We start from the raw sequence: 23509 nt of genomic DNA, 5'->3' as shown, positions 1-23509 counted from the left end.
GAATTTAGGGGCTGCGGGCACTTTTTGAGTGCTTGAAATCAAGCCCAAGCCATGTGCAAGACCGCTCTTTTTCGTGTTTTATGGGGAGTGGTATTGCGCAATGCCGCTTCTGGTACAGGGTTTTAAAACCTGTCAACTGGACGGCGTTTTTCAAAACATATACGTCAACCAGTACGTAAAGTACGTTATAGGATACGTAAAGGTCATGCCAACCATTAGCCAGCTCGTGCGTAAACCGCGCGAAGTCAGCCGCGTTAGCAGCAAGAGCCCTGCGCTCGAGAACTGCCCACAGCGCCGCGGTGTTTGCACCCGTGTATACACCACGACCCCCAAGAAGCCTAACTCCGCTCTGCGTAAAGTCGCCAAAGTGCGTCTGACCAACGGCTTCGAAGTTATTTCTTACATCGGTGGTGAAGGCCACAACCTGCAAGAGCACTCGGTCGTTCTCGTCCGCGGTGGTCGTGTTAAAGACTTGCCAGGTGTGCGTTACCACATCGTTCGCGGTGCTCTTGACCTGCAAGGCGTCAAGGATCGTAAACAGTCCCGCTCCAAGTACGGCGCCAAGCGTCCCAAGTAATCCATGTATCCATCGATCAGTTCACTGATCTGGATCCGTGCAACCGTGGCCGTTGCGCCATGGTAGGTAAGTGGTCATTTGTCATGAATGGCCGAGACCGCGAAAAGCGGTTCAACTGAATAGTCACAAGGAAATTAAAATGCCTCGCCGTCGCGAAGTACCCAAACGTGAAATCCTACCTGACCCAAAATTTGGCAGCGTTGAGCTGGCCAAATTCATGAACGTGGTCATGCTGTCCGGCAAGAAAGCTGTTGCCGAACGTATTGTTTATGGCGCGCTGGACCAAATTGCGCAGAAAACCGGCAAAGATCCGCTCGAAGTGTTTAATGCTGCCATCAATAATGTAAAGCCTGTTGTTGAAGTCAAGAGCCGCCGTGTTGGTGGTGCTAACTACCAGGTACCTGTCGAAGTGCGTCCTGTCCGTCGTTTGGCTCTGGCCATGCGCTGGGTGCGTGAATCCGCCAAGAAACGCGGCGAAAAATCGATGGACTTGCGCCTGGCCGGCGAATTGTCCGATGCGGCCGAAGGCCGTGGCGGTGCAATGAAAAAGCGTGAAGACACGCACAAGATGGCCGATGCCAACAAAGCATTCAGCCATTTCCGTTGGTAATCTGAGGACATATAATCATGGCCCGCAAAACCCCTATTCAGCGCTATCGCAACATCGGTATCTCGGCTCACATCGACGCCGGGAAAACGACCACTACCGAGCGCATCCTGTTCTACACCGGTGTGAACCACAAACTGGGCGAAACCCACGAAGGTTCGGCTACCATGGACTGGATGGAGCAAGAGCAAGAGCGCGGGATCACCATTACCTCGGCTGCTACCACTGCCTTCTGGCGTGGTATGGCGGGCAATTACCCAGAGCACCGTATCAACATCATTGATACCCCCGGTCACGTTGACTTCACAATTGAAGTAGAGCGTTCCATGCGTGTGCTGGACGGCGCTTGCATGGTGTACTGCGCGGTGGGTGGTGTTCAGCCTCAGTCGGAAACCGTATGGCGTCAAGCCAACAAGTACGGTGTGCCTCGTTTGGCTTTCATCAACAAGATGGACCGCACAGGCGCTAACTTCTTTAAGGTTTATGACCAGCTCAAACTGCGTCTGAAAGCTCACCCTGTGCCTATCGTTATCCCGATTGGCGCTGAAGACGGCTTCCAGGGCGTGGTTGACCTGATCAAGATGAAAGCAATCATCTGGGATCAAGCCAGCAACGGTGTGAAGTTCGACTACACCGACATTCCTGCCGAGCTGCAAGCTTCGGCTGAAGAATGGCGCGAGAAAATGGTCGAATCGGCTGCTGAAGCCAGCGAAGACCTGATGAACAAGTACCTGGAAAACGGTGACCTCTCCGAAGAGGACATCAACCTGGGTCTGCGTACACGTACCATTGCCTGCGAAATTCAGCCAATGCTGTGCGGTACCGCGTTCAAAAACAAAGGTGTACAGCGTATGCTGGACGCCGTGATCGACTACCTGCCATCGCCAGTGGATATTCCACCTGTCGAAGGTTCGGATGACGAAGGTAACGTAATTCATCGTAAAGCCAACGACGAAGAGCCTATGTCCGCTCTGGCGTTCAAGCTGATGACTGACCCCTTTGTTGGTCAATTGACCTTCGTGCGCGTTTACTCGGGCGTTTTGCGTTCGGGCGACACGGTCTACAACCCTATCAAGGGCAAGAAAGAGCGTATCGGCCGTATTTTGCAGATGCACGCAAACAACCGTGCCGAACTGAAAGAGCTGGTTGCCGGTGATATCGCTTCCGTGGTGGGCCTGAAAGACGTGACTACAGGTGAGACCCTGTGTGACGCCAGCCAGCACATCATTCTGGAACGTATGGAGTTCCCGGAGCCCGTGATTTCGCAGGCTGTGGAACCAAAAACCAAGTCCGACCAGGAAAAAATGGGCGTGGCCTTGTCCCGTCTGGCTCAGGAAGATCCTTCTTTCCGCGTCAGCAGCGACGAAGAATCCGGCCAGACCATTATTTCCGGTATGGGCGAGCTGCACCTGGAAGTTCTGGTAGACCGCATGCGTCGTGAATTCGGCGTGGAAGCCAACGTGGGCAAACCACAAGTGGCTTACCGCGAAACCATCCGCAAGACTTGCGACGAAATCGAAGGTAAATTCGTCAAACAGTCCGGTGGTCGTGGTCAGTACGGTCACGTTGTGCTCAAGCTCGAGCCCCTGGAAGCCGGTGGCGGCTTTGAGTTCGTTGACGCCATCAAGGGCGGTGTGGTTCCTCGCGAATTCATTCCTGCTGTTGAAAAAGGTATTCGCGAAACCCTGTCTTCGGGTGTGGTCGCCGGTTACCCAGTGGTGGACGTCAAAGCTACGCTGTTCTTCGGTTCGTACCACGATGTGGACTCGAACGAAAACGCCTTCCGTATGGCCGCTTCGATGGCCTTCAAGGATGGTATGCGCAAGGCTTCCCCAGTTCTGCTGGAGCCAACCATGGCGGTTGAGGTTGAAACTCCTGAGGAATACGCCGGTACAGTGATGGGTGACTTGTCTTCCCGTCGCGGTATGGTGCAGGGTATGGACGATATGGTTGGCGGTGGCAAGGTCATCAAGGCCGAGGTTCCTCTGGCCGAGATGTTCGGTTACTCGACCAGCCTGCGTTCGCAAACACAGGGTCGTGCTACGTACACGATGGAATTCAAGCAATATGCTGAAGCTCCAAAGAACGTAGCTGACGAAGTGATCAGCGCGCGCGGTAAGTAATAGCAATATCAGCCCGCCTTATGGCGGGCTGCTCAACAATTTTTTTGTTTTCCTGTAAAACATAATTGGGATAAATCATGGCAAAAGGTAAGTTTGAACGGACTAAACCGCACGTCAACGTCGGTACTATCGGTCACGTTGACCACGGTAAAACCACTCTGACCGCTGCAATCTGCACGGTTCTGTCCAAGGCATTTGGCGGCGAAGCACGCGATTACTCGCAGATTGACAACGCCCCTGAAGAAAAAGCACGTGGTATCACCATCAGCACCTCGCACGTTGAGTACGAGACGCCTAACCGTCACTACGCACACGTTGACTGCCCCGGCCACGCTGACTACGTCAAGAACATGATTACGGGTGCTGCCCAGATGGACGGCGCTATTTTGGTTTGCTCGGCCGCTGATGGCCCAATGCCCCAGACTCGCGAGCACATTTTGCTGAGCCGTCAGGTTGGCGTTCCTTACATCATCGTGTTCCTGAACAAGTGGGCAGCCAAGCTGTTCTGGCTCTGGCCGAGGCGCTGGACAACTACATTCCTACGCCTGAGCGTGCCGTTGACGGTACCTTGAAATGTTCCGCAAACTGCTGGACCAAGGCGAAGCTGGCGATAACGTCGGTCTGTTGCTGCGCGGTACCAAGCGTGAAGACGTGGAGCGTGGTCAGGTTCTGGCCAAGCCCGGTTCGATCATGCCTCACACCGACTTTGACGCCGAGGTGTACATTCTGTCCAAAGAAGAGGGTGGTCGTCACACGCCTTTCTTCAAGGGCTACCGNGGTGATTTTGAGCAGTCATTTAGTTTGGAGATAGATCGAACAATTAAACAATCAAATCCAGGTGCCTATACTGCTATTCGTGATTTTGTAGCTATGAATATTAAATAGTGGCAGTAATTTGTATTTCCAATTTGTTTTTTATCTATGGGACTTATATCTAAGTGGCTTAGATGGTCTTTTGTGGGTTTCTAACTTACCGCTTTGAGTCGCTTGCAATGCGATTCTACCGACTTTAAGCGAAATTATTCAACTGGTATTTATTAGCTATGCTACATGAAATCAATCATATTCATTTGTTTTCGTAAAAAATAAGGCTTAATTAAAATTGGATTTTAGTTATAGTTATAGGTTTATTTATTGTAATGGCTATCTGGTTTATTTTTTTAGTTTAAACTCGTTAATATTTCATCCAAAAGTTTTCTTCTCCTTTCTGTGTTATACATATATGATTCTAAGAAATTCCCCAAAAAATCTTTAGGATTGAGTGCTTTTGATATTGCTTTGCTTAGCCCTTTTGTAGTGCCTAATTCATTGCCAAGCTGTTTGTGGAGGGTTTTCCGAAGATTATTCTTTGATAGTTCCGTATATATCTCAGCATTCTCTTGAGGGTATAGAAATTTTTTAAGCACTAAGCAGACTGCTGGTATGGCATGATCATACTCAGAGTAAAGCTGTATTTCTTTTCCTGATTTTATAAACCTACCAGATCGAAGAAGTTCTTCAATAATTTGTTTGGACTCCTCTTCGACAACCCCTGCCTGAACCCTGTGTTCATACCCGAAGTAGAATGGTGTGGGCAAAAGATTTCCACTAGGAATTTTATCTATAGCAGACATGGAGTGGCAGAATGAAGCTACCACCATTGATTGCCCCAATGCGGCCCTAGTGATTCTCTCCAGCGTGAGATTCAAATCATTCCAATTAAGGTATTCACCAGATGGCAAAGAGAGCCCTTGTTGCTGGTCACCGTGTCCATCAATAAAAATTAGTGGAGATATAGATTCATTACAGAGCTGCTCAATTGCGTCAAATATTTGATTGATTTCTTTTAACGTGGTGCATTTGAAAAGAGAGTTTTTCTCTGAAATGCAAGGCTGCAAATCAGGTGATAAAGACAATACTTCATCAAGCATTTTTTCATGCTTGCTTTTTGCAGTTTGAAGGTCTTCCGTTCCAAGGGCGTCAATAAAAAAAGCGCGGTTGGTTGGGGCGGTAGTGCATCGTGATATATTGATTTTCATAATTCATTTGCTCTAAAGTGTAATCTTATTTTTTAGGTAGCAAGCAACCTTTCTACTGCTGTATTAATTGTAAATTAATTTTATTTTTTTCTGTGCTATTTTTCTCTTAATTTTATTTAATTCGGCGCTAAATTATTGTGCTGAGGGAATTCATGAGCTTATTTTAATATTATATTTTTTTGCGCTTAATGTCAAATTGATCCTCAATTTATTATTTGGTGATTTTTTATTAATTATAAATAAAAAATAAAAATGATTTACTCAAAAAAATTAAATCATTAACATGGATCTGGGGTTCATGGTTTTGAATGAAATACGAAGGCTGTTTAAAATATTGTACAAATGTGGATAGGCAGATCTCGGCAAGATCGCTGTTACTTTCGGTGGTGTAGAGCCTCTGCTTGATGGGGTCGACTGGCTTGTAGCCGGTCTAGATAAACTGGTACAGCGTCATAGCTCAAAAGCTGCAGGAGCTCCCTGGCCGAGATCACATGTCAGATTGGTTTAATCCAGTAACTGAAAGCTAGTGCGCCTCGAAGAGCCTTATAAGGCTGTAGTTGAACGCCATCTATTTGATTGGCGGCTTTAGGTTGTGCGTAATGCTTTGAAGATGGTAACGCTGTGAGGTTGATAGGGCATTTACTACGTCGGCGAGTGTATTCCATTCCTAACTAGTTCTGATGGAGCGCTGCAGCGGGCGGCTGATGCGCTGTCCGAGAGTACAGTTATTGCTCAGCCAGAGCCTTGGCCGTACGAGATGGGGAAATGCGACGATGATTTCGTTAGCCTCAAGCGCATAAGAAAATGCAAAGCAATGGCGGCCCCGTCCAAGTCTATCCTATAGGGAGCGTAATGGAGCGATGTCGTATGGGGGGCAAACCGGCAATCCGTCACGCTGGTGTCCAGCAAAGGCTATGCCTATTGACCTTCATCGTGAGCTGGGATCTTTATTGCAACGATTGACCTCTACCACATTTTTTCTCGACGCGGTCATCAAAAGTTGTTAACCATCCGACCTTACCCAGAGGATTGGTTATTTATCGAGCATAAAAACCGTCTGGGCAATGAGGTTTACGACATCTACTATGGTGGATGTCCGTTGATTGGTGGCTCAGAGGTTTTAGATTGTAGAAATGCTTTTGAGGACAAAAACGCTCATAGTGAAGCGCTATGCCGACTGTAAACCTCGGCGTCAATCGCTTACTCTTCTCGACGCTGCTTCTAATGAGCTGACAGATGCGTAGAATGAGTGTTGGATTGGGAGGGCCCAGGTTACTACTGAATCCCAAAGAGAATAATCAATTTTATAGTTACGACTACGCCCCCCACCGAAAAGGGGGCATAGACGGGGTTCGTCAAAGTGCGTTAAAGACATGGCTCAGATATAGCGATCACCTCATTCAGTTGATATGAGTAAGGTAGATGGGTGTTGAACTTATTCATGGCAGCGTGGCACCCTCTCTGAAAATGATATCGCCTGTTGACTTGGCTCTTGCGTACTGATAATGTTTTCGTGTGAATCGCCATCAGGCACCCCACAGCGGCGTCTCAACTCTTGAAAGACGCACGTACTGATCCCCCAAGACAGTACCAGAGTACATCTTCTTCTTTGCTACCCGGACAGGGAACCCGCTTTCCCTGTCCGGGCCATTCGGCTCTTGGGTGGGTGCGTGTTCCTCCAGTCCATTTTTCTGGAGTTCACCATCATGACTACCGCTTCCACTCAAACTTCCAACCACTTCAATCTTCACGTTAACGGTCTCGGTTATCTGAACCGCGTACGCTGGGTTGAAACCAAAGGTTCTGGCCGCAAGGCACAACCCTTTCTTGCTTGCTCGATTTCCGCTGTGCGCGGAAATACGGATGAACCTGACTACACCTACTTTGATCTTCGGGTCTCTGGGAGCGAAGCCATCGAAATGGTGGAAAAGCTCATGGGTGATGTTGAGGCGAAACGCAAGGTTTTTGTATCGTTTCGTGTGGGTGATATCTACACACACGTTTACATGCGCAACCTTCGAGATGAGAAGGGGCGTACAACTGGCGAGCAAGAACCTGCCGCACTGATCAAGGGACGTCTGTTGTTGATCAACAGTGTCACTGTTGATGGCGTTAATATTTTCCGACGTGAATTGCAAGAAGAGTCCAGCATGGATAACATTCCTTTTCAGGAGGAAGCTCCTTTGCAGAACTCCTCGACCAATGATGAGTCTTCTCAGGATATGCCTGAGCAAGGTCAGTCTGAAAATAAAGCACCACAGGAAAACGCTCAAGGTACAGCAACGCCAAAGTTCAACAGCACTCCGGTGCCCGTGAACCAAGGCGCTGCGGCATATCAAGCAGGATATGGAGCAAGTAGTGCGCTTCGATACGCTGCAAGTTATGCCCATCAGAGCGTCGTTTAACTTTTAATGCCTCATCAAAACCCTCGTTACTGTTCCCACTGGGGGCTGTGCGAGGGTTTTCTTCTCCTTGATGCTGCAAAAATTAGCGACTAAACTAATTCGGTTTTGCGAGTGTTTTCAGGTGTCACTTGAATAACCTGGTCGCCTTCGGGCACGACACGTCAACCCCTGAAACGTGAACGCTCTGTATAGAGTTGGGGTACATATCACACGAGTACGTCCGTTGAATTGCACGTTCAAACTGGAACCTCACGTGCTCTAAAGTACTATCCGATCGCAAGTTGGATGGCCACCATTTAAGCCCCCCTGTACCCGTCCGGCGTAAGCTGCACGGGTACTTTCATTTCACACCCCACCGGGAGATCTCTTCCGGCTGGACGTGGTCTCCCTATCTTTATGAAGGAGATCACGATGATCCGTATAGATGGAGCGCAGCTGCGCGTAAAGCGGATTCGACAAAGTCGAAATGGTGCGTTCTGCGTTGCAGACCTCTCAACTGCTTTTGGTGAGTTCAAGGTCAAAGACCCACTCCTGGATCAGTTTGAGGAAGGTGAGTACCAGGCAACTGTGTGGATTAGTGAAATCTATCTGTCGCAATACATCGCGTTTGGCAAAGGTGTGACAGAGATTCGTGCGCGTTTGCATGATTTACAAGTGGAGAGCCAGGCCGAATTATCGACTGCTCATGAGCAAGCTGAGCCTGACCCTATTGACGAGCAACGGCCTGTACGGGTTGCAGCATCTAAAAAGTCAGTACCCCCGCCATCTACCGCAAAAGACTTCAGCCACTTTAATAAGGGTGGGAAGCCTCAGTCAGGGTCTCTGGATTCTACGCAGGGAGAGCACGATGGGTTGCTTGACGCAGAAATGCTCCATGCCATTGCCAATCGCGATCCCATCAAACTTGATGCGACTGTAGAACGTGCGCTGCTACGACGGCAAGCAGCTGAACTTGGCCAATGTCATGGCTACCGTTTCGATGCGAAGCAACAAATCTGGTTTGCCCAGTAAACCCTCATTTCTAAACCGCCCAATGGTGGCGGTTTGACTTATGTTCTTGATGCGATCGAGACCATAAGCCAGACCGCACAGTGCATTGGTGCATCGTTGAATCTGGGAGGCGGCGTCCCCATGCGCCCGCAGCTTTTGCGCTAAGCCGGAGCTGGTGATAGCAAAATCAGCCACGTAACTTGCGCGCCGTTTCATTTGTCACCAGGACCTCCATTTCGGTGACGCACACCTTGGGTCCATCAAGGGGAGTGAGGGGGTATGAATTTTAATTTGTTATGTAAGCCCGGAACCTAGATGGGTTCCCTTGCGAGCCAGGACAATCAGGCCCGGCCTGCAAGGGAAATCATTTAAGCAAACCAACGATGGTTTCAATCAGGTGCGTTCAACCCTGTAAACGCGCCAAGGCAGTAAGTGCTGCCTGGGTACCTCGTTTTATTCATTCACGCAGATTTAACCTGCGCTTCTTGCTAACCCCGTGGGGACACCGTGTCCCCTGGGGCTTGGTCGCCCCCATTTTTTGGAAGACGATCATGGCTCAACTGCATTTTTTCCCTATCACGACGGCTCAGCGCAAGAGTTTGCATTCCCTCTTTAATGACTGGCTTTCTCAGGCCAATGAAGAGGGATTTGAGCAGTTTCTGGCTGTTCGACATGAGTTGGCACCCGCACAGGTGTGCTCGTTCGTACGTCTGGTCCAAGGTTGCTCTGTTCGACAAGATTTGGCCCAACGCTTGCCAGGTGATCTCAAGCAGCGTCTGCAAGCACTTCATTGGCTGCGATTCGGCGCTACAGCGGTAGCCGCTTGATTCTTTAACTGACCCTTGGGGGCTTTGGCCCTCGCGGGTTGATAGCCCTCTTGATTTTTTTAAGGGGTACTATATGTCAATGAGTCCATCTGACTTGTTCCTGCTGCGGCAGGGCCTGGTTGATGCCGGTATGAAGCAAGAGGTTGCCGAAAAGGTGGCCATCGCAATGGAGGGGGCTATGGCACTCACACTTGATCAAGTGCTGGAGAAGTGGACAGCCAAGGTTGAACACGACATTGCCGCGCTTCGCACTGAACTGAAGCACGACATTGAGGTGACCAGAAAAGACATCGAGGTGACCAAGCGGGATATGACCATCCGTCTTGGCTTGATGCTGGCTGGTTTTGCCGGTCTGATCTTAAGCGGCATGAAGATGTTCATGTCCTAGCGTTTAGCACGCGACCATTTCAGCACACCTCGGTGTGCCCGATGAGGAGTCCGCTCCTCCAAATTAGCGAATGTATACCAGGTCTTTCATAGGCTTGGTGACATTCGCTTTTCTTTTGTTTTTCCATTTTCACCCCTGCGGGCACAGACCCGCATGGGTATGGCCTGCGCATTTTTTAGTGAGGCCGACTATGACTGAACAGACTCAACCAGTGTGCAGAGATTCCTTCGATCTCTCGCCTCTTGCCGATGTGCTGCCGCGCTTTGAGCTCGGTGTGGTTGTGGCTACGCCAGGTGTTACCAAGCTGGATCAAGAAGGCACGATCAACGCTTGTGAGTACCTGGCTCGTCACGCTATTGGTGATTGGGGGGATCTGTGCCACGAAGATTGGCGATTTAACCAGCGGTCTCTAGCGTGTGGAGGGCGACTGATGTCGTCGTATCGCGTCAACGACCATCTCAAAATCTGGATCGTTACAGAATGGGATCGATCCAGTACCACACTGACGTTGCCATCGGAGTACTGATCCTCTAACCCATGCAAACCCATCAGGATGGGTTTGCATTATCTCTATCACTCTCCCGGCGGGATGATCCGTCTGGGTCTCTCGTCGTGTATTTTTCGGAGACCCAAATGATCGTTGTCCGCTATTTCACCTTACCGCTTTACACCACTGACAGAAACCGTACAGATGATCGACTGATCTGGACCGGGCCAGAGCCTGTTCCAGCCATTGGCGAAACTGTGATGGTCAGGTTCAACAATATTGGTAAATGCAGAATCGTTTGCTTTGCCTCACAAGGTCCGTACCTTGGGCTGCTTGTTTACCCCCTTCAACCACCCAGTTGGTGGATTTCTCAGAATGGCGAGCCTTCACCTGAAACAGCAGGCCTGGTGTTTGGCCGTGAGATCGCGCTCATTGATGGTCAGGAGGTGTGAAATGGCGCTTTTGTTCACCCGCTTGGCTCGCAACTTCGTCAAAGCCGGGTACTACCCGACCGATGATGAGACTTTGCAGCGGATTCAACACTTCCTCATGCCAGCATCAAGACCTATGCGATTGCTTGACCCATGTTGTGGGGAAGGTGCGGCGCTGGCTGACATTCGTCTTGGCCTACAGGAGCGGGCTGGTGAGGTTTCAGTAAGCATTGAGGCTCTGGGTGTTGAGTTTGATAAAGAACGTGCCTGGCACGCGAAAAGCCTCTTGGATAGGGTTATTCACGCGGACCTTCATGACGTTGTGGTTAAGGCTCGCAGTATTGGCCTACTGTTTCTGAATCCTCCATACGGGTTTGGAATCAGTGATGCGGCGAACATGGCCAACGCCGATGCTGACAAAGCCGAGCGTCTGGAGCGTACGTTCTTAAAGAAAACGGCATCATTTCTGGCTGAGGGTGGGGTGCTTATCTACATCATTCCGTACTACGCCTTAGATGCTGAGATTCGGGCATTTTTGGCCCGTAATTTCGACAATTTGCGGTTTTTTATGGCCCCCGAGCAGCAATTCAAACAATGTGTGATCTTCGGGACCAAAATCCGGAGTACACATCCACGTAAAAGCGTTCTTGATTGGCTTGCGCAGGCTCAGGCCGGAGAGTTCGTAGATCAAGTATTGCCAGAGGTCTGGGATGATGAACCCTACCAGGTGCCAGCAGCTGATACGGAGCTTGACTTTCATGCGGTGCGAATCGATGCCGCTCAATTGAAAGACGAGCTCAATACATGGAAGCAGAGTCTATTATGGCAAGGCTTTGATGTTCATTTCTCTCAGGTGCGGACCAATCACAGAAGACCGCTTCGTACGATGACTCAATGGCACCTGGCGCTTGCGCTGGCGGCCGGCCAGGTGACTGGCTGCATTGAATCGAAAGACGGCCGGATTTTTCTGATAAAGGGGGATACCTTTAAGAAGAAAGAACGTATCCAGAACCTGGAGGTGGATGAGAAAGGGAATGTCTCAGAGACCATCACGATGCTGGATAAGTTTGTGCCTACTATCAATGCAATTGAATTTACTGCCGATCATCGGCTTGGTCAGATAGTTAAGATCAGCTGATGCTTTACCCCTCAGTGCCAATGGTTGGCGCTATTCACCCTTCATTAGAAGGGTTCCTCAAGGGGCCTGGTCCAGGTCATTTGGGGAAACCTTCTCATCAAACCTAAAGGGGGTTGTTTAGGTGCGTTCAACCCTGTAAACGCATCAAGGTGGTCTTTTACTGCCTGGGTAGTTTTTCTTATCTGCTGCAGTCATGCATAGCATGTCAGTAGCCTCGCCTTATCCCTTGGGGACATCCGTCCTCAAGGGGCCGGATGTCTCCAGATTTTTGGAGATACCCATGTCTTCTTTCAATACGTCGATTTTACCCATCGCGCCGTCTGTATACGCTCAGGCAGCGCCTGAACCCGCGCAATTGCATGTTGCTGATGCGCATGGGCACTACGTGTTGGCGACTCCAGGGCAGATATTGGAGGCCGCACGTGAGGCGATTGTGTCTTTAGTGCCTTCGGGAACTTCCATGTCAACGCCGAGCATTGCGGAACGCTATGCCGTCGCTCGTTTGGCTGGCCTAGAACACGAGGTTTTCGCTGTCTTCTTTTTAGACAACCAGCTTCGCTTGATCCAGTATCGGGAATTGTTCCAAGGCACCCTGAATCAAACGGCTGTCTATCCTCGTGAGGTCGTTAAAGAGGTGCTCAAAAACAATGCTGGCGCGGTCATTTTGGTTCACAACCATCCAAGCGGAAAGTTAGAGCCTAGCCAGGTAGACCGCCAACTTACTGAGCGGCTTAAAAAAGCATTGGAGCTGATCGATGTAAGGGTTCTGGACCATTTGATCGTCGGGCCTTCAGCCGACACCACTAGCTATTCGTTCGCTGAGCACGGCGACCTGTAACTTGAGTCATTTCTTGTTTGTTTAGCCCGCATTTGGGCGTTTTTAACCTGTACCCATGGGGTCGCTGCGGCCCTTATGGGACGTTGCGACTCATTTTCTGGAGTTTGTCATGAGTCGTCATTACTTTGAAACCACCTATAAAGATCATCCCGTTACCGTGCTGTTAGGTTGGGATAGGGCTTTGGGGCATTATTTTTTGGTCATCGAAAAGCAAGTGGATTTTGTGGATCCGGACGTGACCGAGTTCGATGATCAGTATCTGTATAGCAATCTTTATGAGTCCAACCCATTTGGTTTGAGCCTGGAGTATTTTAAAGCGGTGTTGCACCGGCTCAAAATCACTGTGCCAGCAAATATGTTCACTGAGGTCGAACGCGATTCCTGGAACAACGTGGGGAATCGAGACATCACCCATAAAGCTAACGGCTCCTTTGCCGTGCGCTTGGCTTGATCATCTCTCTAAACGACGCGGCCTGGCCTCTTCCTCCTCTTTGCGAGGAAGGGGCTAGTCGCATAACTATGGAGCTCGGTGATGTACCAAGTAGAGGAGTTTCCTGAAGTCTGGGCAGATGCCTGCATCCGAGAGTCGGACGGCCGCTTTTTGTTCGTTTCGCTGTATGGACGCGATGGATCGCTGATGCAATTCATGGCTGCGATGCAGTTGGGCAATAAGGAAGGCGGTATACAACGCTTTCACTTGCGCGGTGATGATGGCCAACGCCACTTAGTGGAGGTTGGCGGTGTGGATCGCTTAGGCAAACACACCGGCAGGTTGCCTAAGCAAAACCTGTTTGGTCCTCTGGGGCAACTGTGGGTATTTGACAAGAATCTACAGGAGCCAGACCGTGCCAATCGAATCGGTTGGGCTCTGTACTACTCAGCAGTGAGCGACTTGGTCAGCCTTAACGAGGCTCAGGAGAATGATCTCGATGATCGTGCCTGGCAACTGATTAAAAGCTTGTCGCCGGTGGCCCTTCTGGACCATTGGCGTGCAGAGGTTTTGGCGTGGTGCCGTGATAAGCAAGCTGTGCAGATAATGGGCAGCGATTTGTATCCCACGCTTGGCCCTGTCAAGGCAGTTCGGGTGAGCCTAAGTGAGCATTTTCTTGATTTCATCTCTGATGGGGTCAGGGTAGGGCGCCTACGTTTGCAGTTGTAGTTTTTCTAAGCTGATTGGCTGATTTACGGATCCAGCCTTTTCTACATTTTTTTCTAACCCATGCGGGGAGCAGCCCCGCTGGCTCCCCGTATCCCTTTTGTGGAGAGCCAGTATGGGCGCTATACATCCCCAGCTAGATACCCCAGAGCAAGATGCCGATGAGCTGCATATGCCTCTGGCCAATTTTATTGATCAGTTTGGTGAGGGCTTGTTGGAGCAAGTCCGTCGCCAGAACCCGCCTATTTACGATCCGGACCTGGATACTCAAACTCCCGTTTGGCGTGCGCGGCAACACGTTCTGGACAATCTGACCCGTCAGCCATTTGAAGCCCAGGCCCATGCTGTACACGCCGTTGTGAAGCTGTTGTTGGATCACAATGAACCGGCAGCGGTACTCAATGCGGATATGGGCACGGGCAAAACCATGATGGCCATATGTGTTGCGGCTTTAATGCAGAGTACGCATCCACGTACCCTGATCGTTTCGCCGCCTCATTTGGTCTATAAGTGGCGACGTGAGATCCTGGCCACCGTCCCTGGTGCTAAGGTTTGGATTCTGAATGGGCCGGATACGTTACGCAAATTGTTGGCGTTACGAAATGCCCTCAGTTTGAAAACCAGCAAGCCAGAGTTCTTTGTGCTTGGGCGTGTGCGTATGCGCATGGGGTTTCACTGGAAACCGGCATTTTTGACTCGCCAGGTATTGCAAGATGGTCAACGGTTTAGGTTTGCTTGCTGCCCTGATTGCATGGAACCCATCGAACGTGAGAATGCGGATGGTGAAATGATGCCGCTCTCGGCTGAGGCGGCCTCACTCATGCTTGCAGACAGACATTGTAAATGCAGCCACTGCGATAGCACCTTGTGGACGTTGATTCGTGCAGGTAAGCGTATCGACTCCATGCACGATCTAGTATTGGGTGCCTTGAAGCAAATGCCGACGATCGGAGATAAAACCGCTCGCAAATTGCTCTCGATCTTTGGGGAGGATCTGCTTGGGGGAATGCTCGACGATAACGTCTATGAGTTTCTCAACCTCATGGATGAGTCTGGCGAGCTTGTTTTCTCCGATCGGCAGGCCATGCGTATGGAGCGATCCCTCGCGTCCTTTGAGTTCAGTATAGGGGAGGGGGGCTATCAAGCAACGGAATTTGTTAAACGCTACCTTCCTCGTGGGTATTTCGGTCTTTTGGTTGTAGATGAAGGCCATGAATACAAAAATGAGGGCTCAGCCCAAGGCCAGGCCATGGGCGTGCTGGCCAGCCAATGCCAAAAAACACTGCTGCTCACAGGGACACTGATGGGGGGCTATGCGAGCGACCTGTTTCATCTTTTGTGGAGAATAAATCCGACACAGATGATTCAAGATGGCTTCAAACCTGCTCGTACTGGGTCAATGGGAAGCGCAGCTATGGCGTTCATGCGTGAGCATGGCGTGCTCAAAGACGTGTACAAGGAAAGCACTGGCCCATCGCATCGCACCGCTAAAGGTAAGCAGATGACGGTACGGACCAGTAAAGCTCCTGGCTTTGGTCCGGTTGGCATTATGCGGTATGTAGTGCCGATCACCGTTTTCCTGAAGTTGCGCGACATTGGCCAGAACGTCTTGCCTGACTATGACGAGCACTTCATTAACGTACCAATGAGCCAGGCGCAGGATGAGGCCTATCAGCGCATGGCAAAGCACTTGGTGTATGAGCTCAAGAAGGCGTTGGCCCAAAAGGACAATAGCTTGCTTGGGGTTGTGATGAATACGCTACTGGCTTGGCCAGAGTGCTGCTTTCGCCCAGAAACCGTCCGGCACCCTCGAAGTAAGGCAGTCTTGTTTTCGCAAGGGCCTGTTTTTCAGGAGTCAGAGCTTACCCCCAAAGAGCAACAGCTCTTGGATCTGTGTAAACAGGAGAAGGCCCAAGGAAGAAAGGTGCTGGTGTACTCGATTTACTCGGGTACACGTGACACCACCGCTCGACTCAAAAGCCACCTTGAGATGAACGGCTTCAAAGTTGCTGTGTTGCGTGCTTCTGTTGACGCAGCTCGACGCGAAGACTGGGTTGCTGACCAGGTGGAGCGGGGTATTGACGTCCTTGTCACCAATCCAGAGCTGGTCAAGACTGGCCTGGATCTGCTGGAGTTTCCTACGATTGTGTTCATGCAGTCTGGCTTTAACGTCTACACGTTAATGCAGGCGGGCAGACGGTCATGGCGGATTGGCCAGAAGCATCCAGTCAAGGTCGTGTTCTTGGGCTACTCAGGTTCCAGCCAGGTGGAGTGTTTAAGGCTGATGGCCAAGAAGATCGCTGTTACGCAGTCAACGTCAGGGGATATGCCTGATTGTGGCTTGGATGTTCTGAATGATGCCGGTGACAGTATTGAGGTCCAGTTGGCAAAGCAGTTGTTAGCTAACGCTTAACCTTGTCATAGCTCCTACTTTGCCCCTCGCATGAGGGGCATTTTTTTGTCAACAGATGATATGTATCTTTAGAAGGAATATTGGCTATAGTGGTTAGCAATAAAAAAGCATGTTGTTCGACCAATCAATTGTTTGTTTATTGAAAACTGGAGAGATTTGAATGTCGTTTAACAAAGAGGCGGACCAGGTGCAGGAACTCATGAAGGCGCTAGCCGAGATCCAGAAGCCATTGAGGATTTTTGCCATACTCAAGCTCGCTGATGAGTTTTACAAAAAGGACGAGCGAGAGAAGCTCTTAGCTAAGTACGAGTCTTTGATAGAAGCAGATCAGGCTGCATACGAAAGCTTACAAGCCGCTCAACCACAGGATGGGCTTGGATACGAAGAGCGAGTGGCTAAATATGGTGAGCAGAAGGCGAAAGAGCTATTCGAGCCGGTTTCAGCAGCATTGAATGCATGAAAGGAAACAATGCGGCGGATCGGAGAATTTGAATCTGGACACCCGCTAATCACCCAGCTTTTCGGAGTGCGCGGTGGATTTAGAAATCATTTATAGTAGAGCAGATTTGACTTGGCAATACCTGCTATATTTTGTCCCAACTTGAGAATGCTGCGAAGGACTGCGTTCGGCCAGAAACGGTCGGCCAACGATTGAGCGCAAAGTAGCCATTCGAACACTCTTGGTGCTTGCTTTTTTCTTATCAATCGGCTAGCCGCATTTTGATCAAACCTAGTAGGGTTAGGAAGCACCTGAATTTCAAGAAAATGCAAACAGCAAGCCGTTCTATATGAGAGTTGCGCTGATGTTTTATGCAGCAACGCCTGGAGTTAAACAGCAAGGTTCCTGTTTAAATAAATAGTTATAGGTAAATCAATCGTCGTGGACAATCTCGTTGCTAATTTTATAGACAAAAGAACACTATCATCAGACATGGAGCTTAATGCGCCTTTACACAATGCAATTTATTGCCTAGAAAAAACAGATGAATTAGTTCACCAAGCTTGCATTGAGCATGAAAATGAATTATCAGGAAATGTATCATGGCCTTGTATGAACGATATGTACAGAAGAAACTATGAGTATTGTTGTGGTGTTGCCAGTACTTTTCTTCTAGGCCAATTTCCATCAAGCGAAGCGCTATGTAGAACAGCTATAGAGGGGGCCGTAAACCTGCACTACGTAAGCTTAGGCGATTCCATGGAAAAGCAAATCGCCTATTTCAAGGATCACTTGAAGATAGAGCGGAAACAAAACAAAAACTGGAAAGAAAGTGTTCAGCGGTCAAAACATCCACAGGAATTAAAAAGCCATCACCTTCAGCGGATTGCAGGGAAATACGCCGCATTAGATCATTATGAGTATGTGCTTCGTGAGTCTCTTGCCTTGGCAGGAGTGAACTTCGATACGGTTGAGCTGCCTTGGCCGAGCACATTTGATCGATTCAAAGAAATAGACGACGAAGTTGGTTATCGTACGGTATACGCAGCCTTGTGTTCACAAGCACATAACGATGCCGAAGATGTGTTAAATAAGATTATGTTGCGCGCCATTGGAAATGTTGAAAGTATGGCAGAAGCACAATGGGTTGAGCAGTATAATTTCTCTCTCTATTTTTTGTTGATGGCCATCTATTACCACATTATGGCGACGGCGATGTATATAGCCAAATTCCAAATAACGGCAGATCGATTAATTGAAATTAGTAATGTAGTTGCTGACTCCATAGTTATGGTTACCAAACATGGACCTCAACTAGTTAGTGAAAAAATTCGAATCCGTGAAAACCGCTAACAGTTCGGTTCAGCCGCAATCGACCACCTCCGGCCGTTGGCCTGTACTTTTATATAGACACTGGAAGGCCAGCTTCGCCGTGGTAACGAACATACGAGTAGCGTTTAGCCTTAGCCGAGTGCTTGCTTAGGCGAATGCCCGCAGGAAGCTGGGTTTTCACGCTGAAGTCTATGCAGTCTTCGGCGAGCTTCAAATTACGCCGAGGTAACATGATGACCATACAGATCGTGTCAAGGGGACAGCATGCACATTTCGAGGATCAGTATCAGAAATTTCGCTAATTTCGAGGCTCTAGCTGTGGAAACCACCGAGAGCATTGTGATCGTGGGCGAGAACAAGGCGGGCAAAAGCAACTTCATCCAAGCACTGCAGTTAGTGCTCGACCCGGGTCTGTCCGAGCGGGATCGGCAACTAGGACTGGAGCAATTTTGGGACGGCCTTGGAGATAACAAACTGGGCGCCACCGTAGAAATTGCAATAGAACTAACGGATTTCGACAATGACGCCAACCTAGTCGCAAGCTTGGCCGATTGCCTCGTCGACGTTGGTCCACCGACCGTCGCTCGCCTCAACTATCGCTTTCGACCCAAAGCGAGCCTTGCCGGCACGCCACCCCAGAGTTTGGCTGACTACGAATATGTGATCTTTGGTGGCGATGATGAAGACAACGCCATCGGCGCGATGCAACGGCGACAGTTGCCGCTCGATGTGCAGGCTGCCCTGCGTGACGCGGAGAAGGACCTTTCCAGTTGGCGTCGGTCGCCGCTTCGACCGCTCATCGAGGAATTGACCTCCGACCTTGATCCGGAAGCGCGCGAAGAGATCCAACAGATGGTCAGCGAAGCGCAAACAGACCTAGCGGACCGCGACGAAGTCGTCATCACCGCAGAAAGGATCGGTGCACGCCTGCTGGCCATCGTCGGGAACAAGCACACCGTTCCCATCAAACTGGGGCTTGCACCTGCTCGCGTCGACGCTTTGTTGCGCAGCCTGCGCATCCTCATCGACAACGGGGCTAGAGGCATCGGTGATGCCAGCCTGGGCACTGCCAACCTGATTTTCCTCGCCCTGAAGAGTCTGGAACTCGATCGCCTCGTCGTCGACGGAGAGCGCGATCACACCTTCTTTGCCATTGAAGAACCCGAAGCACATCTTCACCCGCACGTTCAACGTTTGGTGTACCGGTACTTTCTTGGTGAATCACCTGGCGATGACAGGCCATCCAACATGACGACCATCCTGACAACGCATTCGCCCCACATCGCCAGCGTCGCACCGATCCGGTCCGTCGTACTGCTGCGCTACGATCCCACAAGCGGTGCAACGACAGCGACCTCTACGGCGACAGCACCTCTGAGCGATGACGATGAAGATGACCTGCAACGTTACATCGACGTCACACGAGGCGAACTATTCTTCGCCCGCGGCATCATCTTTGTCGAAGGGGACGCAGAGCGTTTCCTCATTCCGGCGTTCGCGGAAGCACTGGATATTCACCTAGACATCCTGGGCATCTCCGTGTGCTCCGTTAGCGGTACCAATTTCGCGCCTTACATCAAGCTGGTGGGGCCGACAGGCCTGAGTATCCCGCATGTGATACTCACCGACTTAGATCCCATCAACGATAGGCCCCCTTTGGCCCTCAAGCGACTGCTTAAACTACTCGAACTCGCTGTCACTGAGGATGAATGGGATGAGCTGGATGAAGACGAACCTTGGGATCTGGGCGAGGAGTATGGGTACTTTGTCAACGAAAGCACGCTTGAGCTCGAATTGTTTCAAGCTGGCCTTGGCGGTAGCATCCGGGATGTTATCGAGAGCGAGTTGTCGACAAGCGAGCAAACCCGTGAGGCTCTCGCCGGCTGGGTGGATGATCCAGCAACGCTCAACAACGAAAGATTGTTGAAATTGATTGAGCGCATCGGAAAGGGACGCTTTGCCCAAGCGCTTGCCGGTTTTGCTACGGCGGGCACTTGCCCTGCATATATTCGGCATGCATTGGAGCACATTCGCGATGCCGTTGCGTAGCTCAAGCACCGCTTATCTCCTGCAGGCTGAGGAGCTGCGCGACAATGACCAACAATGGGCCGCTTACGAATCGGAACGGCATTGTGTTGTCCTCGCGGGACCGGGGAGCGGCAAGACCAAGACCCTGGTACTCAAACTAGCACGCATTCTGGCGGAAGATGTACGTGCGCCACGCGGCGTCAGCTGCATCACCTACAGCCAGGAATGTGCAAGAGAGTTGACCCGTCGCCTAGGGCAGCTCGGGTTGCGGGAATCGTCCCGTCTATTCATTGGTACAATTCACGGTTTTTGCCTTCGCCACTTGTTGATGCCGTACGCCCATCTGGCTAATCTCGGCCTTCCGGCGCCAATTAAGGTTGCTACTGTCGAACACTGCCGCCAACTGTACTCTCGACAGGGCACTCGACTCTTCGGTGTAGGCCATCCATATAAGCAAATGGACATGGACAAGCACCGCCGCGTCCACCTTGATCGAGCGACGTCTGCATGGCGTGAGCAAGAGGAGCTTGCCGCATTAGCTGAAGCCTACGAGGAAGCACTACACCGGGAGGGCTTGGTTGACTTTGATGACCTCGTCATCTACGGCGAGCGACTCGTGTCCCAGCATGACTGGGTACTTCCACTCGTGCGTGCGCGTTTTCCCGTGCTGGCAGTGGATGAATATCAGGATCTCGGTCTGGGTTTGCATCGCATCGTCAAGCGTTTGGCGTTCGATGGCGGTGTTCGCCTCTTTGCTGTGGGCGACGCCGACCAATCGGTGTACGGCTTCAACGGTGCCGACGGCAGGCTATTACACGAACTCGCCAATCGCGATGACGTGGAATTGGTCCGTTTGGAAACGAACTATCGATGTGCTGACGAGATTATTCGGGCGTCGGAGCGCGCACTGGGAGAAGCGCGAGGTTACCGGGCGTGGGATCGGGACCGTGCGGCCCGCATTGAAATGGTCGAGTGCCCAGAAGGTCTGGCCGAACAGGCACATCGCACTGTCACGGAAGTCATCCCCGCCGCACTGGCGGCGAAGGTGGGGCGTCAAGTCGGCGACATCGCCATTCTGTATCGGACGGCAGACATCGGCGATCTCGTGGCCGAAGCCGTCATCGAGGCGGGACTGAATTTTATTCGGATCGACAACGCGGCGCCGTATCGGAAATGCGCTCTTACTAGCTGGATCGAGGATTGTGCGGCCTGGTGCGCTGGTGGTTGGATGGAGGGAAAGCCTTTGTTACGTGGGCTTCTAGAGCGTTGGTTGGCGTTCCGGTACCGGCGGCTATCAGACGCAGAGGCGCGCGCCGAACGAAGACGGGTAACCGAGTTTCTTTGGGCGCATCGACAAAACGGAGATGGTGGAAATTTTGTCGCCGCACTGAGGTCAACACTACTTGATGACGTAATGGTATCCGAACCAAGCTTGGCGGATCAGGCTGTCCAGGTGGGATTCATGAGCACAGCTCTACGGCCGGGCGGCGTATTACAAGACCTCGATATGGCCCGCCTCGGCGGTCGCGACGGATCGTCCAACCAGTTGAACCTATTGACACTACACTCGGCCAAAGGGTGCGAATACGACGTTGTTATCATGCTTGGTCTGGATGAAGGTTCCTTCCATTGGAGCAACGTGCAGGGTGATGCATTGAGAGAGAGTCAACGGTTGTTTTACGTTGGGCTTACCCGCGCACGTGACGAAATCTACATGCTTTACTCCGGTTGGAATGAAAATAAACGAACCGGTCGCCGCTATTACTCTGGGCGGTTGCGCTTTCTAAACGAGCTTTAGGCCGACTAATGTGCACACGATTGGACATTGCCTAGGTTAAACCAGTTGTGAATATGTGCGCACGATCCCTTCGATCGGGCGGATCGCACCACGTTCACATCCAACAACGTTTACAAAGGTGGAGCGGCTCTGCTCCATAACAACCACACGACCTCGACTAGTTTCTCGCCACCCGCCACAATAGGAGCCTAATCTATTTGCTAGAGCTGCATCAGTTCACAATTGAACTGTAAGTATGAGTGATCGACCGGAGATTGGCGCTTTCGAGGATAACCGATGTTCACGAGCGGCTTGTAGGTCAACCCGAGAGCCCGAATTTTCTGACGGCGACCCGATAACCGTGTGCCACCAGGTCTCGACAGGGCCGCCGACCAATCGAATCGAGCAGACGGACACAATACACTTCGATGCTGGCGTTGAATCCCCATCCCGGGCCGAAGTGGGTCGATTTCAGCCGTGTGGCTGTGGCTACCATCGGCCAGAAGCTTTCATTGATCTTTGGGCTACCTACAACAAGCATTAATCTAGAAATTTTTAGGTTTGACTAAAAAGTTTGCTTGTGATTGATCATCCTGGGATTTTATAAATGAAAAAATTGAGGTGGCGAAGCTTGCCAAAAAAGCCTTTGAAGAAAAAGCTACCAATGAACTAAGGAGAGCCAGAGAGAATGAAAGGGTTTTACAGAAATACAAAAAATCTTTTCTCATTTGGACTGGGAGGAAAAAGAAAAGTTCCGTGAGATGACACTAAACGATATAAAACTCGATTTTTCAGACATGTCATTAAAAGCGTTGCTTGAAAATAAATTTATCAATGTAATATCACAAATATCAAGTAAAAATTATCTGGCTGGGATTAATCCTGTAATTTATGAGGTAGCAAAAATAACATGGGATCAAGAGATTGTAGAGAACGTAGATGATTATTTTTGCAACATGACAAATGAAAAGAAAAAAATATTAAGGCTTATGGAGTATAGGGAGCAAGATGGTAATTCGAAAATTGAATTTGATATTAAGTCCACTATATCTCCATATTATTCTTGTATCAGAAAGGAAGCGAAAAATGAGAAAGAGTTTTGGTTATGCTTTAGGTCGCGTTATCTAAATGAGTTTGCAAAAAGAACTGGAAAGGAGTACCAAGAGGAATCGTGGATAGACAAGAGCAGGATTCACTTTCTGTAAAGTTCGAGACGGAGAATGCCTAACAAACCATGTTGTCGGACTAGTTTGCCGCTGTGCTCCAAACCAGCCGCAAATACGGGCATTACTTGAAGTAGTTTCGATTTGATCTGACAGTCGGGCCTTGCCAAAGGAGAGGTTACCCGGTTTGATAGAGAAGCGAGTCTTTATCAACCGGCGTGAAAGTGTCAAGGAGCAGCCCCATGAACAGCGTTCCTCCGAACGTGATCAAACACAAGGTAGGCCTGCTCGATCTCGCCACCGAACTGGTCAATGTGCCGCGCGCCTGCAGGGTGATCGGTTTATTCCGAGATACGTTTTACCGCTATTAGT

21 protein-coding genes and 1 pseudogene are annotated in these 23509 nt (G+C 50.3%); 21 read left to right on the top strand and 1 reads right to left on the bottom strand.

From position 1 onward, the window contains the following. Positions 1–205 precede the first annotated feature (205 nt). From rpsL to ACDI13_RS18055, 4 genes and pseudogenes are all read left to right on the top strand, one after another. Positions 206–577, top strand: coding sequence for a 30S ribosomal protein S12 (rpsL, locus tag ACDI13_RS18070; protein WP_042489490.1), 372 nt, complete (start codon positions 206–208; stop codon positions 575–577). Positions 578–716: 139 nt separating this feature from the next. Beyond that, positions 717–1187 carry a 30S ribosomal protein S7 gene (gene rpsG / locus ACDI13_RS18065; RefSeq protein WP_094198181.1) on the top strand — a complete coding sequence of 157 codons (471 nt, stop codon included), beginning with the start codon at positions 717–719 and terminating at the stop codon, positions 1185–1187. A gap of 17 nt (positions 1188–1204) precedes the next feature. Further along, the gene (gene fusA / locus ACDI13_RS18060) at positions 1205–3307 is read left to right on the top strand and encodes an elongation factor G (protein ID WP_316989521.1); all 2103 of its coding nucleotides are present in this window, start codon (positions 1205–1207) and stop codon (positions 3305–3307) included. A 77-nt stretch (positions 3308–3384) separates the two neighbouring features. Continuing rightward, positions 3385–4147: pseudogene (locus ACDI13_RS18055) on the top strand (GTP-binding protein); the annotation flags it as partial. A gap of 320 nt (positions 4148–4467) precedes the next feature. On the opposite strand, the gene ACDI13_RS18050 reads toward ACDI13_RS18055, so the two are convergent. Continuing rightward, entirely contained in the window at positions 4468–5325 is an 858-nt protein-coding gene (locus ACDI13_RS18050) for a hypothetical protein (protein WP_316988385.1), read from the bottom strand. A gap of 1706 nt (positions 5326–7031) precedes the next feature. Here ACDI13_RS18050 and ACDI13_RS18045 point away from each other — a divergent pair. From ACDI13_RS18045 to ACDI13_RS17965, 17 genes are all read left to right on the top strand, one after another. Then, positions 7032–7730 carry a DUF3577 domain-containing protein gene (locus tag ACDI13_RS18045; protein ID WP_316988384.1) on the top strand — a complete coding sequence of 233 codons (699 nt, stop codon included), beginning with the start codon at positions 7032–7034 and terminating at the stop codon, positions 7728–7730. A gap of 411 nt (positions 7731–8141) precedes the next feature. Continuing rightward, complete coding sequence (locus ACDI13_RS18040) at positions 8142–8741, top strand: DUF3275 family protein (protein ID WP_316988383.1); 600 nt, start codon at positions 8142–8144, stop codon at positions 8739–8741. 530 nt (positions 8742–9271) lie between these two features. Further along, entirely contained in the window at positions 9272–9547 is a 276-nt protein-coding gene (locus tag ACDI13_RS18035; protein ID WP_003799870.1) for a hypothetical protein, read from the top strand. Between the two features lie 79 nt (positions 9548–9626). Continuing rightward, positions 9627–9935, top strand: coding sequence for a hypothetical protein (locus ACDI13_RS18030; RefSeq protein WP_254499205.1), 309 nt, complete (start codon positions 9627–9629; stop codon positions 9933–9935). 211 nt (positions 9936–10146) lie between these two features. Then, positions 10147–10461 carry a hypothetical protein gene (locus ACDI13_RS18025; RefSeq protein ID WP_316988382.1) on the top strand — a complete coding sequence of 105 codons (315 nt, stop codon included), beginning with the start codon at positions 10147–10149 and terminating at the stop codon, positions 10459–10461. A 107-nt stretch (positions 10462–10568) separates the two neighbouring features. Then, entirely contained in the window at positions 10569–10874 is a 306-nt protein-coding gene (locus tag ACDI13_RS18020) for a hypothetical protein (RefSeq protein WP_316988381.1), read from the top strand. Position 10875: 1 nt separating this feature from the next. After that, positions 10876–11991: a DUF6094 domain-containing protein gene (locus ACDI13_RS18015; RefSeq protein WP_316988380.1), complete on the top strand. Its 1116-nt coding sequence runs from the start codon at positions 10876–10878 to the stop codon at positions 11989–11991. A gap of 280 nt (positions 11992–12271) precedes the next feature. Beyond that, the gene (gene radC, locus ACDI13_RS18010) at positions 12272–12829 is read left to right on the top strand and encodes a DNA repair protein RadC (protein WP_316988379.1); all 558 of its coding nucleotides are present in this window, start codon (positions 12272–12274) and stop codon (positions 12827–12829) included. A gap of 109 nt (positions 12830–12938) precedes the next feature. Further along, the gene (locus ACDI13_RS18005; RefSeq protein WP_316988378.1) at positions 12939–13280 is read left to right on the top strand and encodes a hypothetical protein; all 342 of its coding nucleotides are present in this window, start codon (positions 12939–12941) and stop codon (positions 13278–13280) included. Positions 13281–13361: 81 nt separating this feature from the next. After that, complete coding sequence (locus tag ACDI13_RS18000) at positions 13362–13988, top strand: hypothetical protein (RefSeq protein ID WP_316988377.1); 627 nt, start codon at positions 13362–13364, stop codon at positions 13986–13988. A gap of 112 nt (positions 13989–14100) precedes the next feature. Then, entirely contained in the window at positions 14101–16398 is a 2298-nt protein-coding gene (locus ACDI13_RS17995) for an SNF2-related protein (RefSeq protein WP_316988376.1), read from the top strand. A gap of 160 nt (positions 16399–16558) precedes the next feature. Then, positions 16559–16858, top strand: a complete 300-nt coding sequence (locus tag ACDI13_RS17990) for a hypothetical protein (RefSeq protein ID WP_316988375.1) — start codon at positions 16559–16561, stop codon at positions 16856–16858. Between the two features lie 420 nt (positions 16859–17278). Next, the gene (locus ACDI13_RS17985) at positions 17279–18190 is read left to right on the top strand and encodes a DUF5677 domain-containing protein (RefSeq protein WP_316988374.1); all 912 of its coding nucleotides are present in this window, start codon (positions 17279–17281) and stop codon (positions 18188–18190) included. Positions 18191–18487: 297 nt separating this feature from the next. Next, positions 18488–20218: an ATP-dependent endonuclease gene (locus tag ACDI13_RS17980; RefSeq protein WP_372372558.1), complete on the top strand. Its 1731-nt coding sequence runs from the start codon at positions 18488–18490 to the stop codon at positions 20216–20218. Then, a complete protein-coding gene (locus tag ACDI13_RS17975) occupies positions 20184–21995 on the top strand; it encodes an ATP-dependent helicase (RefSeq protein WP_316988372.1) in 1812 nt (603 codons plus the stop codon). Before ACDI13_RS17980 ends, ACDI13_RS17975 begins: the two co-directional genes overlap by 35 nt. A gap of 707 nt (positions 21996–22702) precedes the next feature. Beyond that, a complete protein-coding gene (locus tag ACDI13_RS17970; protein ID WP_372372556.1) occupies positions 22703–23179 on the top strand; it encodes a hypothetical protein in 477 nt (158 codons plus the stop codon). 200 nt (positions 23180–23379) lie between these two features. Further along, on the top strand, positions 23380–23508 hold the full coding sequence (locus ACDI13_RS17965; protein ID WP_316988370.1) for a helix-turn-helix domain-containing protein: 129 nt from the start codon (positions 23380–23382) through the stop codon (positions 23506–23508). The last annotated feature ends 1 nt before the right edge of the window (position 23509 follow it).

Origin of the sequence: Alcaligenes faecalis, from assembly GCF_041521385.1 — a bacterium.
GTDB classification, from domain to species: Bacteria; Pseudomonadota; Gammaproteobacteria; order Burkholderiales; family Burkholderiaceae_B; genus Alcaligenes; species Alcaligenes faecalis_E.
The sequence above is the reverse complement of the archived record's forward strand: the minus strand, read 5'-3'. Positions and strand labels throughout refer to the sequence as shown.